The 17398-nt window shown below is 65.6% G+C and carries 8 protein-coding genes (1 of these 8 cut by a window edge); 6 read left to right on the forward strand and 2 right to left on the reverse strand.

What is annotated here, in order from left to right:
• The 6 genes from CRO75_RS14465 to CRO75_RS14490 all read left to right on the forward strand — a co-directional run.
• Positions 1-6756, forward strand: the 3' portion of a protein-coding gene (locus tag CRO75_RS14465; RefSeq protein WP_097136257.1) for a beta-ketoacyl synthase N-terminal-like domain-containing protein. 4695 nt of this gene lie to the left of the window's left edge; only the last 6756 of its 11451 coding nucleotides appear in the window; the start codon falls outside the window, past its left edge; the stop codon is at positions 6754-6756.
• A 49-nt stretch (positions 6757-6805) separates the two neighbouring features.
• Positions 6806-8230: a cytochrome P450 gene (locus CRO75_RS14470; RefSeq protein WP_158539494.1), complete on the forward strand. Its 1425-nt coding sequence runs from the start codon at positions 6806-6808 to the stop codon at positions 8228-8230.
• Between the two features lie 57 nt (positions 8231-8287).
• Positions 8288-9043 (forward strand): metallophosphoesterase, encoded by a 756-nt coding sequence (locus CRO75_RS14475; protein WP_097136271.1) that lies wholly within the window; start codon positions 8288-8290, stop codon positions 9041-9043.
• Positions 9025-9855: a 4'-phosphopantetheinyl transferase superfamily protein gene (locus CRO75_RS14480; RefSeq protein ID WP_097136277.1), complete on the forward strand. Its 831-nt coding sequence runs from the start codon at positions 9025-9027 to the stop codon at positions 9853-9855. Before CRO75_RS14475 ends, CRO75_RS14480 begins: the two co-directional genes overlap by 19 nt.
• Before the next feature lie 250 nt (positions 9856-10105).
• Positions 10106-12613, forward strand: coding sequence for a hypothetical protein (locus tag CRO75_RS14485; RefSeq protein ID WP_097136283.1), 2508 nt, complete (start codon positions 10106-10108; stop codon positions 12611-12613).
• A 10-nt stretch (positions 12614-12623) separates the two neighbouring features.
• A complete protein-coding gene (locus CRO75_RS14490) occupies positions 12624-14582 on the forward strand; it encodes a GMC family oxidoreductase (RefSeq protein WP_097136291.1) in 1959 nt (652 codons plus the stop codon).
• A 292-nt stretch (positions 14583-14874) separates the two neighbouring features.
• On the opposite strand, the gene CRO75_RS14495 is transcribed toward CRO75_RS14490, so the two are convergent.
• Together CRO75_RS14495 and CRO75_RS14500 are read right to left on the reverse strand one after the other, a co-directional pair.
• Positions 14875-15267 (reverse strand): hypothetical protein, encoded by a 393-nt coding sequence (locus CRO75_RS14495; RefSeq protein WP_097136297.1) that lies wholly within the window; start codon positions 15265-15267, stop codon positions 14875-14877.
• A gap of 214 nt (positions 15268-15481) precedes the next feature.
• Entirely contained in the window at positions 15482-17356 is a 1875-nt protein-coding gene (locus CRO75_RS14500) for a DUF4157 domain-containing protein (protein ID WP_143503928.1), read from the reverse strand.
• Between the last annotated feature and the right edge of the window lie 42 nt (positions 17357-17398).

A 17398-nucleotide genomic window follows, 5' to 3' on the forward strand; every position in this document is an offset into this window, starting at 1 on the left:
GTGGGGGCCGATGCGCTCAAGGCGCGCGCGCCGTTTTATCCGGCTGGCTCGCAAACCTTTTCCGTGGCCAACCGGGTGTCGTACTTCTTCAACCTCACCGGCCCCAGCCTGACCGTGGACACGGCCTGTTCTTCATCGCTGTACGCCTTGCACCTGGCCTGCGAAAGCCTGCGCAACGGCGAAACCCGTGCGGCCCTGGCCGGCGGGGTGAACCTGGCCCTGCACCCCAGCAAGTACCTGACCTTGTGCGCCGCAGGCTTCGCCGCCAGCGACGGCCGCTGCCGGGCATTCGCCACCGGCGGCGACGGGTATGTACCGAGCGAGGGGGTGGGCGTGGTGTTGCTCAAGCGCCATGCCGATGCGCTGCGCGACGGCGACCGGGTCCTGGCGCTGATCAAGGGCAGCGGGGTCAGCCACGACGGCAAGACCCAGGGTTTTACCGTGCCCAACCCGGTCAGCCAGACCCAGGCGATCAATGCGGCGCTGGCCCGCTCCGGCGTCCCCCGGGACACCATCAACTACATCGAGGCCCACGGCACCGGCACGACCCTGGGGGACCCGATCGAGATCCAGGGGCTGATCGACGCCTATGCGAACGGCAGCGATGCGCCTGTCCCGCGAGCGCTGGGTTCGGTTAAGGCCTCCATCGGCCATGGTGAGGCCAGTGCCGGGATCGCCCAGTTGACCAAGACCGTCCTGCAACTGCAGCACGGCACCCTGGTGCCGAGCCTGCTGCATGGCCCGCTCAATAGCGATATTCCCTTCGCCAGGGCCGGGTTCCATATCCCCGACCGGGCGATGCCTTGGCCGGTGGTCGAGCGCGAGGGCCGGGCCGTGCCGCGGCGAGCAGCGATCAGTTCGTTCGGCGCGGGCGGGGTCAATGTCCACATGATCCTGGAACAGGCCCCCGAGACCGTCGCCCCGCCCGCGATGGCGGACAGTCCCTGCGTGCTGGTGCTCAGCGCTCAGGCGACAAGCGCGCTGAAAGAGCAGGCATGTCGCCTGCTGGGGTTTCTCGATGAGCCGGGCAATGACCGGCATGCCTTGGCCGATATCGCCTTCACCCTTGGCCATCATCGGGCGGCGTTGCGTTTTCGCCTGGCCCTGGTGGTGGCCGACCGCCAGGAGGCCCGCATGCGCTTGCGGGCCTGGCTGGAGCAGGCGGATAGCGCCCCGGTGCCTGGCCTGTACCTGGCCGACAGCCTGGACCGTGGCGCCGGAGCCCCGGCCACTGTCGCCGCCGACGATCTCGATGGGCAGGCCCGGGCCTGGGTCGCCGGCGCCCCTGTGCAATGGCCGGGGAGCGCGGCCCCCGGCCGCTGTGTGCCGTTGCCGGGGTACCCGTTCCAGACCCGGCGCCACTGGATCGCCGACCAGCTGGCGGGCCTGGACCCGAGCCCGCTCCAGGCCGCAACCGCCGCGCCGCTGGTCAACCTCGACCACTGGCTGATGCAGGCGCGCTGGGTCGAGGCACCGGCCGGCCGGCCAGCAACGGCCCCGCGCCATGTGCTGGTGTTCGGTGAGGATCGGGTGATGCTGAAAGCCTGGGCGTTGCAGCCGGGCGTCACCACCTCCAGCGAAGTCTTCGACGAGCGCCGCATCGCACAACTGATCGACGACAGCCAGGCCGATACCCTGGTGCTGCTGCAGCCGTATTCGGCGCTGTCGACCTTGTTCGGGGCGGAGCTGGATCGACGTTTCGCCGAGCAGGCCGGAGTCTTGACCCAACGGGTACAGGCGCTGGCCAGCCTGGCCACGACCCGCAAGGGCCTGAAGCTGGTGCTGCTGAACATCACCCATGACGGCCAGACCGATGGGGTCCAGGAAAGCCTGACGAAGTACTTCAGCTTCCTGCGCTACGAAGTCCCGGAAATCGGCAGCCTCGTGCTGGACACCGACAGCCTGGAAAGCCCGTGCCTGGAGCAGATCGTCGAGCAATTGCATTGCCGGCAGGCGCTGCTGCGCCTGCGCTTGCAGGGTGGCCAGTGGCTGACCCCGGCCTTGCAACCGCTGGCGATTGCCCGTGATCCCGCGTCGGACCCGGCGCTGGACTTGTCGGGCAGCATGATTGTCACCGGCGGTTTCGGCGGGATCGGCTTGACGGTATTGCGCTGGCTGGTGAACAAAGGCTTGAAATCGCTGATCGTCATCGGCCGCAAACCGCTGTCGGCGCCGCTGCGGCACCCCGGCCTGAGCGCAGGCACCACCGGGCAGGTGCTGATCGACAGCCTGGCCCGGGAGCAGGGCGTGCGGCTGCACTACGTGCAATCGGACCTGAGCGACGAGACCGCCCTGGCCCGGCAACTGGACGGGCTGCGCCCGCTCCTTGGCGGACCGATCAGCGGCGTGTTCCATCTGGCCGGCGTGACCACCGAGGCGATTGCCATCCAGGCGACCTCGGCGAGCCTGCTGGCCGAGGTCGCGCGGCCGAAACTGCTGGGCGCGCAACTGCTGGAACGGCTCACCCTGGGCGATCCGCTGCGCTATTTCTGTCTGTTTTCGTCGATCTCGGCGGTGGAGGGCATGCAGGGCAACGGCCTGAGCGCCTACAGCGCCGCCAACGCAGGCCTGGTGGCCTTCGCCGCCGAGCGTCGGCAGCGGCGGTTACCGGCGCAACTGATCCAGTGGACCGACTGGGACGGCGCCGGGATGGCGGTGGCGCACAATCACCGGGCATTCTTCGATGCCCTGGGCATGCGCATGCTGACCCCCGATCAAGGGGTGGCGTTGCTCGAACGTATCCTGGCCAACGCCATCGACGAATGCATTGTGTTCGATGCCGATTGGGAGCGGTTCGCCGCGATCAATCCGGCGATACAGACCCAGCCGGTGTTTGCCCATTACCGCGAGCGCCTGGGCAAGCCGGCGGCGCAGGCGATGGCGACGGCCCAGGCCACAGCGGGCGAACCCCTCGATATCGGCGCGCTGCTGCGTGACGAACTGCAACAGCTGCTGGGGCTGGAGGATATCCATCCGGAGCAGACGTTCGCCGAGATCGGCCTGGATTCGGTCAACTCGCTGGCGTTCTTCTCCACCCTGTCCCAGCGCCTGGCCTATCAGGTGCTGCCGTCGGCGATCTTCCGTTACCCGACGATCCGCGCCCTGGCCGACTACATTGCCGCCAACCGTGAGCAGGGCCCGCTGAACGGCAGCCGCGAACCGGCTCCGGCGGCCACAGGCCAGGCGCCGGTTACCCGGCCGGCCGAGGAGAGCGCCGCCATTGCCATAGTCGGCATGTCCGGGCAGTTCCCCAAGGCGCCCGACCTGCCACGGTTCTGGGAGCAGTTGTGCGCAGGCTTCGACGGGGTCGGCCATTACCCCAGGGCCCGGCGCGACCTGCTGGGCCTCAACGACAGCTTCAGCGACCAGGATCTGCTGGGCATCCACGGCGGTTACCTGGACGACATCGAGTTGTTCGACCCGGGCTTGTTCAATATCTCGCCTCGGGAGGCGCGCTTCATGGACCCCCAGCAGCGCCTGCTGCTGCTCAATGCCCACAGGGCCATTGAGGACGCAGGGATCAAGGACCATCCGGGCCTTGCCCGCACCGGGGTCTTCATTGCGCAATACGCCAGCGAGTACATGCAGTTCGCCAATGACTACGACAAGGACAATGCGCTGTTCATCGCCACCGGCAACGCCGGTTCCATCGCCGCCAACCGGCTGTCCTACCACTATGGGTTGCGCGGTCCCAGCCTGGTGCTGGACACCGCGTGTTCCTCGACACTGGTGGCCATCGACATCGCCTGCCAGTACCTGCGCAGCGGGCAGATCGACTTCGCCCTGGTGGGTGGTGTCAGCCTCAACCTGAGCCCGGCCCTGACCCGGCTGCTGCAGGACTCGGGCATGTTGTCGCCCTCGGGCCGTTGCCAGACGTTCGATGCCAAGGCCGACGGCTATGTGCCGGGAGAGGGCGTGGGCATGATCGTCCTGCAACGCCAGGCCGATGCGCGCCAGCACCTGGCGCAACACCCGGATGCGCGGGTGTACGCGCTGATTGCCGGTTCCGCGGTCAACCAGGACGGCAAGAGCAACGGCATGACCGCGCCCAACGGCCTGGCCCAGGAAGACGTGATCCGCCAGGCCTTCCAGCGGGCCGGCCTGGCGCCGGCCCGGGCCGGCTACGTCGAGACCCACGGCACCGGCACCTACCTGGGCGACCCGGTAGAGATCGAGGCCCTGGGCAATGTGCTCAATGACGGGCGCGGTGCCGGCGAGGGCTGCATTCTCGGTTGCCTGAAAACCAATATCGGCCACCTGGAGCCCGCCGCCGGCATCGCCAGCGTGATCAAGGCCGCCTTGTGCCTCTACCTGGGAAAAATTCCCGGCAACAACCACCTGGCGACCCTCAATCCGTTGCTGGCGCCGAGCCAGCCGGCGTTTCGCCTGCCGGACCGCCCGCTGGACTGGGACGGGGCGGGGCGGGTGGCCGGGGTCAGTTCCTTCGGCTTTGGCGGGGTCAACGCCCATGTCGTGCTCACTTCGGTGGACACGCCAGCGCCAGCCCCCGAGCGCGAGCGGTTGTTCCTCGCCCATTACCCACGGCCCAGACTGGCCCTCAAGGCCTATTGGGCGCGGCGCGCGTCTCCCGCTACCGTGCCCGCCGTGGCCACTGCGTCCGGCGCTTTCCTGAAGGTGGAGTACTCGGGGCAGGGCGGTGCTACCCGCGAGGCGTTGTTCACCCTGCCAGCGCAGACCCCGGGCTTGCTGGACACCGGCAATTTCCATGTCGGTTTCTATCTGGAGGCTATCTACCAGGTGTTCCGCGAATGCTTCGGGCGCAGCACCCTGCATGTCAGCCGTTTCGACTTCCAGTCGCCGCTGCTGATAGCTCACAACGTCACCACCCAGGTGCGGATGAGCATTGAACCGCTGGCCGCCGAGGCATATCGCCTGAGGTTCGATTATCGGGCCCTGGCGCAGCCACCGGGCGCCTGGATGCAGACGGCCGAAGCCCTGGTGGATTTCGCCTCGATGACCCAGACCGACACGTCGGTGCAGGCGCACCTGGCCGCGGTGTTGCAAAGCCCTGGCACGCCGAACCGGACCCTGGACGAAACGGCGTTTTACGCGCGTTACACGCAAATGGGTTTTCCCGCCGACGGCTTCGTGCGGGCCATCGACGAGTGCCGGCTCCATGAACGCTTCAGCCTGTCGACCCTGACCGCGCAGTTCGAGCCCGGCGGCTATGCCTTTGGCGCTCATCCGGGGCTGATCGATGCGGCCTTGCAGCCGTCGATCCTGCTGGCCGACAGCGACGAGAACGTGCCCTACATGACCACCACGATGGAGGACATTTATCTCAATGGCCCCTTGCGCCGAGAGGAGATGTATCGCCTGGTCAATCTGCTGCACGCGCCGACAGGCGAGGCCGTCCCGACCGCCGCCGTGCGCCGCTTCCAGACCGCCTGGGCGCTGCTGGACAGCCGCGGCGAAAGCCTGGTCACTTGCGCCCGCGCCAGCCTGCAGCAACTGGCGACGAGCAATCGCGAACTGTCCGCCGCCGTGCAGTCACAGCTGGCCGAGGCGGGCGGGCTGTCCGGCGACGGCTTGCTGGCGATCATTGCCGAGCTGCTGGACTGCACTCCCGAGGAGATCGACCTGGACAAGGCGCTGCTGGAACTGGGCATGGATTCGCTGATGCTGATCAAGCTGCAAAAACACCTGGACCATCAGCAGATCGCCGTCAGCGGCCTGTTCAAGATGACCCTGCGCCAGTTGCTGGAGCAGGTGCGGCCGGACGAACCGCACAGCGCCGGGAGCGCGCACGTGGCCAGCCCTGGGCAGCCGGCGGCGGACAGTGCGTTTGCGCCCTTTACCCAACTCGTACCTTGGTCCCGGGACAAGAGCCGCTGGCTGCGCGGGCAGGCGCGCCCCGGGAGCCGGATCCGCCTGTACTGCTTCCCCTACGCGCACCTGTCTAGCACGGTGTTCAAGGAGTGGCAGGCGTTGCTGCCCGCCGACGTGGAAGTGCGCCCCATCGAACTGCCCAACCGTGGCGACCGCCTGCGCGAAAGGCCGCTGCAGGACATGTGGAGCCTGGCGGCGACCTTGACCGAGGTCCTGGGCGATGAACTGGACCAGCCCTTTGCCCTGTATGGCCACAGTGCCGGGGCGCTGATGGCCTATGTCTGGTGCCAGCACCTGCGGGCGGTCGGCAGGCCAATGCCCCGGCATCTGTTCGCGGCGGCCTATTCCGCGCCGGGCCAGGAGGTCAATCCGGTGATCCGCGACATGCTCGCGGTTTATCGCCAGCACGGCCTGGAGCGAATGCCGTCGCTGGACGAGATCTGCCAGCCCGGCACCGAGCCGGTGATCGGCAAACTGATCGACGCCCTGGAGTTCTCCATGAAGCAGGCCGGGCTGTTCAACTTCAGCCGCGAGCTGATCCACGCGCAGTTGCCTTCGCTGGTGGCCACCTTCGAGATGGTCGATCGCTTCCAGCCGGGGGCACCGGCCCCCTTGGCGCTGCCGATTTCCGGCCTGCACGGCCTGGGGGATATCCAGGTGCCGGAGAGCGATGTGCGCGGCTGGCGCCGCCTGGGCAACGCGGGATTCACCTTCAAGGCCTTCGAGGGCAACCACCTGTTTATCGAGCCGGGGCAGAGCGTCGAGCAGGTCACGGCGTATGTCGGCCAGGTCCTGCAGGACATTGTCGACAACGCCCCTGGAACGCCGTCGGGCGCCGCCGAAATCCGCCTTGTGCCCTCGGGCATGGCCGCTGTGCTGCACGACAGCAGGGAGGCGGGCGCCTGACGGTTCCCACCCACTTTTACGCATTGGACAATCCGCATCGAGGTCACTGATGAAAACGCTAAAGGATCTACCGAAACGTCGCGGCTTGCCCTTGCTGGGCAACTTGCACCAGCTGGATAAAAACGCCTTTCACCTGTCCGTGGAGCAATGGGCGCGGGATTTTGGCCTCGCGCCATTTCGCTTGCAGATAGCCAGTATGCATTGCGTGGTCTTCAGCGAGCCCGAACAGGTTCGCTACATCCTCAAGCACCGGCCTTCGCAGTTTCGGCGCATGAAAGAGATGGCCAGACTGTTCGACGAAGTCGGCTTCAGCAGCCTGTTCACCGATGAAGGCGAGTCCTGGAAGCGTCAGCGACGGCTGGTCATGCCGGCGTTTGCCAAGCGCAGCCTGGTGGCGTTCACTCCACAGATCGCCAGTACCGCGCTGAAGCTGCGCGATCGCCTGCGCGGCAATCTGGAGCAGGCGCTGGACCTGCGGGACGACCTGCGGCGCTTTTCGGTGGATGTCAGTTGCCTGCTGGTGTTCGGTTTCGACCTCAAGAGCCTGGAGAACGACTACAGCCAGTCACTGCAGACCTTCCATGACGTGGTCAACACCATCAACAACCGCATGCGGGCCGTGGTGCCTTACTGGCGGGTGTTCAAGCTGCCGTCGGACCATCGCTTCGACCGCTCCATGAACGATCTCAAGAACATGGTGATCGGTATCGCCCGGGACACCCGCGAGCGCATGCGACACCAGGAAGACGTGGGGGCCCATTGCATCCTGCACACCATGCTCGAAGCCGTGGACAGCGAAGAGGGCGCACTCACCGACGATGAGCTGTTCGCCAACATGATGGCGTTGATTCTGGCCGGGGAGGGCACCACCTCGGCGATGCTCGGCTGGCTGTGTTATTTCCTCGGCCAGGACCCGGTCCTGCAGGACAACCTGCGCAACGAAGTCGCCAGCCTGGATCTGCATCAGCTCGACTATCACGCCTTGGCCGACCTGCCACTGACCGAGGCGGTGATCGAGGAAACCTTCAGGATCAAATCCACGTTGCCCTTGATGGTGATGGAGACGCTGGAAGATACCGTCATCGATGATATCGAGCTGGCACAGGGCACCAAGATGCTTGTCTTGACCCGGATCGATGGTTTGAAGGACCTGGAGCAGGACTCGGTGTTCAACCCTTACCGTTGGCTGGACGAACCGCACGCCTTGATCGATATGAGGGAGACACGGAAAAAGCAGTTTCCGTATGGCTATGGCCCGCGTTCGTGCCCCGGTGCGTCCCTGGCCCATGTCGAGCTGAAAGTGGCGGTGGCGATGCTGGTCAAGTACTTCGACCTGGAGCTGATCGACAAGGACCAGATAAAGGAGGTATTCACCACCTTCGCGGTGCCGGACAAACTGAAGATCCGTCTCGGCGCCCGTCCGGCGCAGGAGACGCCCACGGCATCGGTGGCCAGGAAAATCGATGCGGCGTGACTTCGCAGCCCTCGCCAGTGGGCCGTTCCCAATGCTTATGCTTGCCCAGGTACCCTCATGCGGCTATTTACCGTTTCAGATCTCCATACCGACCATCCGCAGAACTGGAAATGGCTTGAACAGTTGTCCCGTGAAGACTACCTCGACGACACCCTGATCGTGGCGGGGGATGTTGCCGATGAAATCGGCCTGCTCAGGTCCAGCCTCGCGCAGTTGAGCAGGCGCTTTCGCCATGTGTGCTTCGTGCCGGGCAATCACGACCTGTGGGTGATTCGCTCGGAGCTGCGCTCGTCGTTCGACAAGTACCGCACCGTCAGCCAGGCCTGCCGGGACGCCGGGGTCCATACCCAGGCGTGTCGCGTGGGCAGCACCCTGATCGTGCCGTTGCTGGGCTGGTATGACTATTCCTTCGGCCCGTTCAACGAGACGTTGCGAGCCAACTGGATGGACTTCAAGGCCTGCCAGTGGGACGGCCATGACGACGAGGCGGTGAGCCGGGCCTTCGATGAACTCAACCAGCAGCCCGATACGCGGGGAGCGCACCACATTGTGTCGTTCTCCCATTTCCTGCCCAGGATCGACCTGATGCCGGACGGCGTGCCGCTCCAGTACCGCTACCTGTATCCGGTGCTGGGCTCGGCGCGCCTCGAGCAGCAAGTGCGCCGGCTGGGGGCCCAGACCCATATCTATGGGCACAGCCACCTCAATCGCCGCGTCACCCTGGAGGGCGTGACCTATATCAACAATGCGTTTGGCTATCCATCGGAGCGGCATATCGCCAACAAGGCGTTGTTATGCCTGGGGGCACTGTGAGCACGCCCGACGCTCGACCCTTGCGGCTGGGATCCGGTGAGATCCATGTCTGGAGCGCCCGGGACCCGCAGATTGGCGACGCGGCGCTGCTGGCGGCGTATCGCTCCTGGCTGAGCGCCGAGGAAACCGAGCGCATGGCACGCTTGATGTTCGAGCACCACCGCCATCAGTACCTGGTCACACGGGCGCTGCTGCGCTCGACCTTGTCGCTGTATGCGCCATGGGTGGCGCCGCACCAATGGGTATTTGCCAGCAATGCCTGGGGCAAGCCGGCCATTGTCGCGCCCGCGGTGCCGATGGCGTTCAACCTGTCCCATACCGAGGGGTTGGTGACGTTGGCGCTGACCCTGGAAAACAGCGTTGGCATCGACGTGGAGTCACGGCAGCGGATGGCCGACGCGGACCTGGCCGAGCGATTTTTTTCCGCCCGCGAAGTCCACTACCTGTCCAGCCTGCCGGCAGCCGGGCGGGCTTCGGCGTTCATCAGCCTGTGGACCTTGAAGGAGGCCTATATCAAGGCATGCGGCCAAGGCTTGTCGATCCCCCTGGACAGTTTCTCCTTTGATCTGGCGACGCCGGGGCGGATCGGCTTTTCCTGCCAGGCGCTGGAGCCGCTCGAAGCGCGGGACTGGCGCTTCTGGCAGTGGGAAAGCGGGCCCTTTGTCCTGTCCCTGGGCTGCCGTCCGCAATCGCCACGCCCGCCCGGGATTGCCGTGCGCCTGTACGAAACGGTGCCCGGGCTGACCCATGGGCCAAGGGTTGCCGTCATGTGTCGGACGTCCGCCGCCGAAGGGCACCTCGTTCCCGTGTAACGTCCCTGGTAAACCCTCGCATAGCCAATCGCAATTACCCCTGGCTTTTCATCGCCAAATGGACGTATTGACCCGCTTGCCATGGCCTAGTATGGCGGCTGTAGGGCGTTTTAAAGCGGCTGGCGCACCGAGGTTAACCGGCCCGGTGCGCAGGCAGTCGGTTGTTCGGCCATCAGAAAAAGAACCGGTCGCGACACAGGTGTCCCCAAGGACAGAGGGACCGGTCTGCAGCACATGCAAGGAGCAGCGCATGACACCCGTGAAGCTGATGTTGAGCATTTTCCTTCCTTTGGTGCTGTTACAGGGCTGTAGCAGCGAGACGAAAAACCCCTGCGGCGACAAACCCGGCGAGCGACTCGACGAAGCCAAGTGCGTCGGCCGCGATGCCAGCAGCCTCAGAGGCGCCGACGAGGACTATTTCGCCGACATGGACTACGGCGTGTCCAGGCAACCGCAACTGCTGGTCGAGCGGCTGTCGCCCTTCATCCCCGGCATTACCGAACAGCAGGCGCTCCAGGCCTTCGCCCGTGGGCGCAACAACTGGATCGTCTGGACCGCCGGCAACGATGCGCTGTGGGACAAGCTCTCGCGCGACAGCGTCGGCAACCTGGACCTGCTCAAGAGCGTCTCCAACCACCCGAGCCTGAAATACAACCGCGATAAACGCTGGCAAGTGCTGGGGGTGGTCAACGAACCCTGCTACGTCAAGGGCGAGGGGCCGCGCGACGATCGCTACGGCCTGTGGCTGGACAAGCGCGACCCGTCCTGCGCCGCCGACCCTTTCGAGAACGAAACCAAGTACCCCGGGGTGAAGATCGGCGCCCGGGGCAAGAACCTGCCGGTGGGCTCCTATTACGGCTACGGCACCGGGATCGTCGGCCTGCGGCTGTTCCCCAACCCGGACTTCGACGAGCACGCGCAGAAGAAGTGGGACGCCAAGCGCTATTACGAAGACCCGGCCTATTATAACGACAGCAAGCTGGTGAAACCTTACCGGGTCGGCATGTCCTGTGGCTTCTGCCATGTCGGGCCTAACCCGACCAACCCGCCGGCCGACCCTGAACATCCGGCCTGGTCCAACCTCAACTCCAACCCCGGCGCGCAGTACTTCTGGGTCGACCGGATCTTCATGTGGAACCAGGACCCGAGCAGCTTCCCGTACCAGCTGTTCCACACCTCGAAACCGGGAGCGCTGGACACCTCGTTCGTCTCCACCGACTACATCAACAACCCGCGCACCATGAACGCAGTCTACAACCTCAAGGCGCGCATCGAGCTGGCCTCGAACCTGGGCAAGGAAAAACTCGCCGGCGGCAGGCTGAACAACCGCCAGTTCAACGAGGTGCCCGGCGTGCCGCCGGACAGCCCGCTGGCGCAGTTCTACAAAAAGCCTGACACGGTGTTCACCCCGCGGGTGCTCAAGGACGGCGCCGACTCGGTGGGCGCGCTCGGGGCCTTGAACCGGGTGTTCATCAATATCGGCCTGTACAGCGAGGAATGGACCACCCACTTCCGGCCGCTGATCGGCGGCAAGCCGATCACCCCGTTCCGCATTGACGTGGCGCGCAAGAACTCCTCCTACTGGAACGCCAACGAGGCGCAGACCCCGGACCTGGCGTTGTTCTTCCTGGCCTCGGCGACCCCGGACTACCTGAAGAACGCCCCCGGTGGCACGGCACACCTGAGCGAACCGGCGGCGGTACTGGAGCGCGGCAAGGAAGTCTTCGCCGACACCTGCGCCCGTTGCCACTCCAGCAAACTGCCGGAAAAGGCCTGGACCTTCTTTCCCGACCATGGCTGCGTGAACGACGGTTACCTCAAGTGCTGGAACAATTACTGGACCTGGAGCAAGACGCCGGAGTTCAAGACGGCGATGCGCGCCATCGTCAAGGATGAGAAGTTCCTGACCGACAACTTCCTCTCCACCGAACTGCGGGTGCCGGTCACCCTGACCGAAACCAACGCCTGCAGCCCGCTGGCGACCAACGCCCTGGGCGGCAATATCTGGGACAACTTCTCCTCGGAGTCGTACAAGCAGTTGCCGGCGGTAGGCTCGGTGCTGGTGCAGAACCCTTACACCGGCGAGCCCTGGGAATACGCGATGCCGGCGGGCGGACGTGGTTATACGCGGCCGGCGTCGCTGGTCAGTGTGTGGTCCACCGCGCCGCTGCTGCTGAACAACCGCCTGGGGCAATTCCACTGGAAAGGCGGGGTGGAGGACCGCATGGCGTCCTTCGACAGCGCGATCGAGATGCTGCTGTGGCCGGAAAACCGCACCGGCGACTTCCAGGTCATGACCCGCTCCGGCAAGAGCCATAGGGGTACCGTCGACGTTACCAGTGAAACCAGCTACCTGCGGGTCAGCAGCGGTTATCTGCCAACCTTCCTGCAAAAACTCGAAGGCCTGTTCGGCCGCTGGCTGCCGTGGCTGTTCGGCGAGGATGGCATCCAGCTCGGGCCGATCCCGCAAGGCACGCCGGTGAGCCTGCTGTCCAACATCGACCTGGAGAAACGCGACCAGGTGCTGGACCTGCTGCTGAAGATCAAGCACGACCTCAAGCAACTGCCGGCCGGCGCCACCGACGAGGAAGCCCGCAAGGTCTTCGCCGGCCTGGTCAAGCCGCTGCTGCAGGTGAGCAAGTGCCCGGACTTCGTGGTGGACAAGGGGCATTACTTCGGCACCAGTTTCCTCAAGGAGGAGCCGGGCCTGAGTGACGCAGACAAACGAGCCTTGATCGCCCTGCTGAAAACTTTCTAGGTGGCCAGCGATGAACAACGAAACGGATTACGAGTACATCGTGGTGGGCTCCGGGGCAGGGGGCGGCACCGTCGCCGCCCGCCTGGCCGAACAGGGCCGCAAGGTGCTGGTGCTGGAATCGGGCAGCGACCCGGCGGCGGCGGACACCACCGCCCCGCGGCTGCCGGAGGAGTACGAAGTGCCGGCGTTCCACCCGCGCTCCACCGAGAACGATGCGATGCGCTGGGACTTCTTCGTCCGCCACTACAGCAACGACGCCCGCCAGTTGCAGGACCCCAAGTTCACCCGGACCTTCCAGGGCGAGAACGTCGACGGGGTGCTGTACCCGCGGGCCAGTTGCCTGGGCGGCTGCACCGCGCACAACGCGATGATCACCGTCTACCCGCACAACCAGGACTGGGACCATATCGCGCAGATCACCGGCGACCCGTCGTGGAACGCCAGTGCCATGCGCGAGCACTTCCAGCGCCTGGAGAACTGCCATCACCGGCCGTTCCAGCGGTTTCTCTCCTGGTTCGGCATCAACCCGTCGCGGCATGGTTTCAAGGGCTGGCTGCACGTGGAAAAGGCCGTGCCGGAAGCGGTGATCGACGACCTGTCGCTGGTGCGCTCGATCGTCAAGTCCGCCGAGCAGGCGTTCAAGACCCTGGGCGAAACCCTCAAGCGCATCGGCTGGCAACTGCAGGGCGTGGGCGACCCCAACGACTGGCGGCTGGTGCGCGAGGAAGCCATCGGCCTGCGCTATCCGCCGCTGACCACCCGGCACCACCATCGCCACGGGACCCGCGAACGCCTGCTGGATGTGCAAAAGCGCCACCCGGACAACCTGCACATCGAGCTGGACGCGCTGGTGACCCGGGTGCTGCTTGATGACCAGCAGCGCGCCTATGGCGTGGAGTACATCAAGGGCGCGCGGCTGTACCGGGCCTGCACCTTGCCGCGCAATGCCGCCGGTGAACTGCGCCAGGTGCACGCCAGCCGCGAAGTGATACTCGCCGGCGGTGCCTTCAACACCCCGCAACTGCTGATGCTCTCCGGCATCGGCCCACGCGAAACCCTGGAAGCCAAGGACATCCCGGTGCGAGTCGAGTTGCCGGGCGTAGGGCGCAACCTGCAGGACCGCTACGAGGTCGGGGTGGTCAACCGGATGAACTTCGAGCACTGGGAAGTGCTCAAGGACGCGCGCTACGCCAAGGGCGATCCGCAGTACGAGGAGTGGGCCAAGGGCAAGGTCGGGGTCTACAGCACCAACGGCGCGGTCCTGGCGATCATCAAGAAATCCCTGAAACAACGGCCGCTGCCGGACCTGTTCTGCTTCTCCCTGCTGGCGCTGTTTCGCGGCTATTTCCCCGGCTACTCGAAGCTGATCGTCGAGCACCTGAACTACCTGACCTGGGCCATACTCAAGGCCCATACCAACAACAACGCCGGCTACGTCACCCTGCGTTCGAAAGACCCGGCCGACACCCCGCTGATCAACTTTCATTACTTCGAGGAGGGCAGCGACACCCAGGGCGAAGACCTGCAATCGGTGGTGGAGGGCATCAAGTTCGTGCGCAACCTGGCCCAGCCGCTGAAAGACGCCGGGCTGATCGCCAGCGAGGAACTGCCCGGCGATGCGGTACAGACCGACGAACAGCTCAGGACCTTCGTCATGAACCAGGCCTGGGGCCACCACGCCTCCTGCACCTGCCCGATCGGCGCCGACGACGACCCGATGGCGGTGCTCGACAGCGCCTTCCGCGTGCGCGGCGTGAGCAACCTGCGGGTGGTGGACGCCTCGATCTTCCCGAAAATCCCCGGCTTCTTCATCGTCACTTCGATCTATGTGGCGGCGGAGAAAGCGGCGCAGGTGATCCTGCAGGATGCGGCCGCGGTACGGGCGCAGGCAGTGCGGGGGGCAGGGCAGGCTACGGCCAGTGCGGACAGGGCGACCACGGTGGAGGCGATGGTTGCGTCGAGACGGTGAGTGAGGGGAGGGGGCTGAGTGGTTGAGAAGCTCGGCCTTGCTCTGGAACCTATCTGACCGTCGGAGGCCAATACCCGAAGCGCTTCTGGAAGCGCTCGGCGAAACGCGCTTGGCAGAGATAGTTGCGGGTCTCGGCGATGCGGGTGATGGTCCGGTCGGTGCTTTGGATCAGCGTCAACGCCAGAAGCCGGGCGGCTATCGGGAGTCGGTTCATCCGTTGCGGCGGGCGCCGGAGAGTTTCTGAGCGGCGTCTGCGCAGCGCGGCGAATTCCCCGACGGCGTGATCGCGGTTCTATTCCTCGGGAGGGCAGACCGGGTCCTCCGGCACGCCCGGCAGGCCTTGCAGCCCTTCGACTACTTCTATCGCGCCAGCTTGGGTCGCCGCCGTGAGCAGCGCTTGCGCTGAGTCGAGGAACTGGCGCGGAACAGAAACGCTCAGACGCTGCCTGGATTGGCTCCAGCCCTTCTGCGACGGGCGGTCGAGGTGGAACGGAATACCTTTTGCCGAGAGCAGGGTTGAGATGAGGCGTTCATTCTCATCTGAATTTCGATAGTCCAGGATGCTGATGTCGTCGGGCAGCAATTGCTCGCGGCGCAGGCTCGGGCCGCGATATTGCAGCAGTTTCACCAGGTCGTAGGGCGTTGCCGAAGCGCTGTGGCCCGATGGTGGATCCGAATCGTTCATCTGCGAGCTCCCGAGAGGCGGCGGCCGTTCGCCGGCTGAGGTTTCGCCCGCGAGCAGTGCCGTTGCGCAGGCTGGCCATGCGCAAGCCAGGTTATTTACAGGCAATCTGTTGCTGGCAATCGGTTTCGAGGTGTCAGCTTTCAAGGTAGCAGCTTTCAAGACAGGAGCTTTCGAGGCGCCAGACCAGCCCCAGGTTCAGAGTGTCCCGGCACGCCTACACGCACCGCTTGAACGCTATTTCCCCAGGCACGTTGCCGCCCTGGACAAAGCGAGGGCTGCCGTCGCCGTCGGCGGCGGTCACGTTGTTGACGTTGCTGGTGACCGTAACGGTGGGCGCTCCCAGCGCCGGCGTCAGGGTTGCCGACCAGTCCAGGTTCCAATCGATATGGTGCAGGGCGCGCACGCAGCCGCTCGAGCGATGTTGCACCACGACCCAGATGCGGAACTCGTCGTTCATGCGCATGCGGGTCATGGTTTGCGCCGGCAACCCCGCGACGGCGCAGGACGGGTTGTCGTTGAGGTTGACGAAGGCTCCGTCACCGGGCACGTCCGGCCAGGTGAGCGTCGTGGTGGCGCCGGCGGCGGTGAAGTCCTCGACGATACCCGCGCCGGGGTTGGTGACGAAAATGGGATGGTAATCGTTCGGCGCGCCATCCTTGATCGGCAGTGTCGGCACGATGGTGGCCACGGCGCCGCCACCGCTGTAGTTCGCGATGCGGCTGCTGTTCAAGAGCGTTTGCGTGAACCCGATGCGGAACTGTTGGGCGGTGGCATCGTTCGGTGCGGTAATGGTGATGTCCGGGTGGTAAGTGACGGGCGTAAGCCCACGCATCCGCAGGAACTGACGCCCGCCCGCGGTCGCGACGCGGATATCGGCCGGCATGGCCACGCCACTGGCGACCTGATTGGCGAGCGCGAACGTCACCCCGGTGAAGCGGGCATCGCAATCCGTGGCCGCCAGTGGTGCCGGCACCGGGCCGGTGATCGCCGGCGGGCGCGCGGTCGGTCGCGATACGTCGTGGGTGTCGAGCAGCCCCATGGTTTCGGGACCGACAATGCCGTCGATGTCGACCGCGCCGGCGTCGCGCTGGAATTGTGTTACCGCGGCTTCCGTTTCCGCGCCAAAATCGCCGTCCATGCGCCCTGGCAGCAGGCGCGACACGCTTAGCGGCAGGGCATAGCCCATATCGCGCAGCGATTCCTGGACCCGGCGCACCGGTTCGCCCTTGGCCCCGCGACGCAGCAGGACTTCATCGTCAAATGCCGCCTCCAGGGTCACGTTGCCAGAAAAGCGCGGCGCCGCCAGGTCATGGCCGTCGCCCAGGGTGCGTTGTATCTGGCGGGCGGCGGTCGGGTTTGCGCCGGTCTGCTGCACCACGTGCGTCAGCTCGTGCGCGAGCAAGTGCTGGCCCGATTCGCTGCGCGGCGCGTAACGCTGCGAGCGAAAGGCGATATGCGAGCCGAAGGTGAAGGCCTCGGCGTTGATGCTGCGCGCCAGACGGTCGGCGTTTGCGTCGGCATGGATGCGTACGTTGGCGAAATCGTTGCCGAAGCGCGGTTCGAAAAACTGGCGCTCCTCGCGGGACAGGGCTGTGCCGCCCTGCGGCAATTTGTCGAACTCCGCTTCCAGCGTCCCCCCCGGCCCTTGGTTCGGCGCCTGGGTACTGGCCGCGCGCCGGGCAAGGTGAGACAGGGCGCCTCGCTCGTCGCCGAACCACTCGGGTTCGAGCGGATCGGACTGGTCCGTGGACCACATGGACAGCCCTTGGTTTTGTTCATTCAGCGCGGGCATTCGCTGAATCGAGGGTGCTTGTCGCGCTGGCGAACCGTGGTTGGCCGTCGTGGGGTCCGGCATGCGCATGACGGTTTGCGCGACATGCTCCGCTTCCCGTTCGAAGGCGTCTCCCGGTTCGCTGATGCTGAGCCTGGCTTGGACACGTTTGGCTTGGCAATGCGGACAGCTGCCGCCACAGGCGCAAGCCGCTTTGCGTGGTATGGCGGACCTCGATGCGGGCAGCGCTGGCGCAGCGCGCGTGGCCGGCGCCTGGTGCGGGGCCGGCTTGCCGGGTTTGTGGGCTTGCGTGAACATAGCGATTCTCCTCGCCAGGGGCCGGCGATGGTTGCCGGCCCG

The sequence above is a fragment of the Pseudomonas sp. LAMO17WK12:I10 genome, from assembly GCF_900215185.1.
Classification (GTDB): Bacteria; Pseudomonadota; Gammaproteobacteria; order Pseudomonadales; family Pseudomonadaceae; genus Aquipseudomonas; species Aquipseudomonas chlororaphis.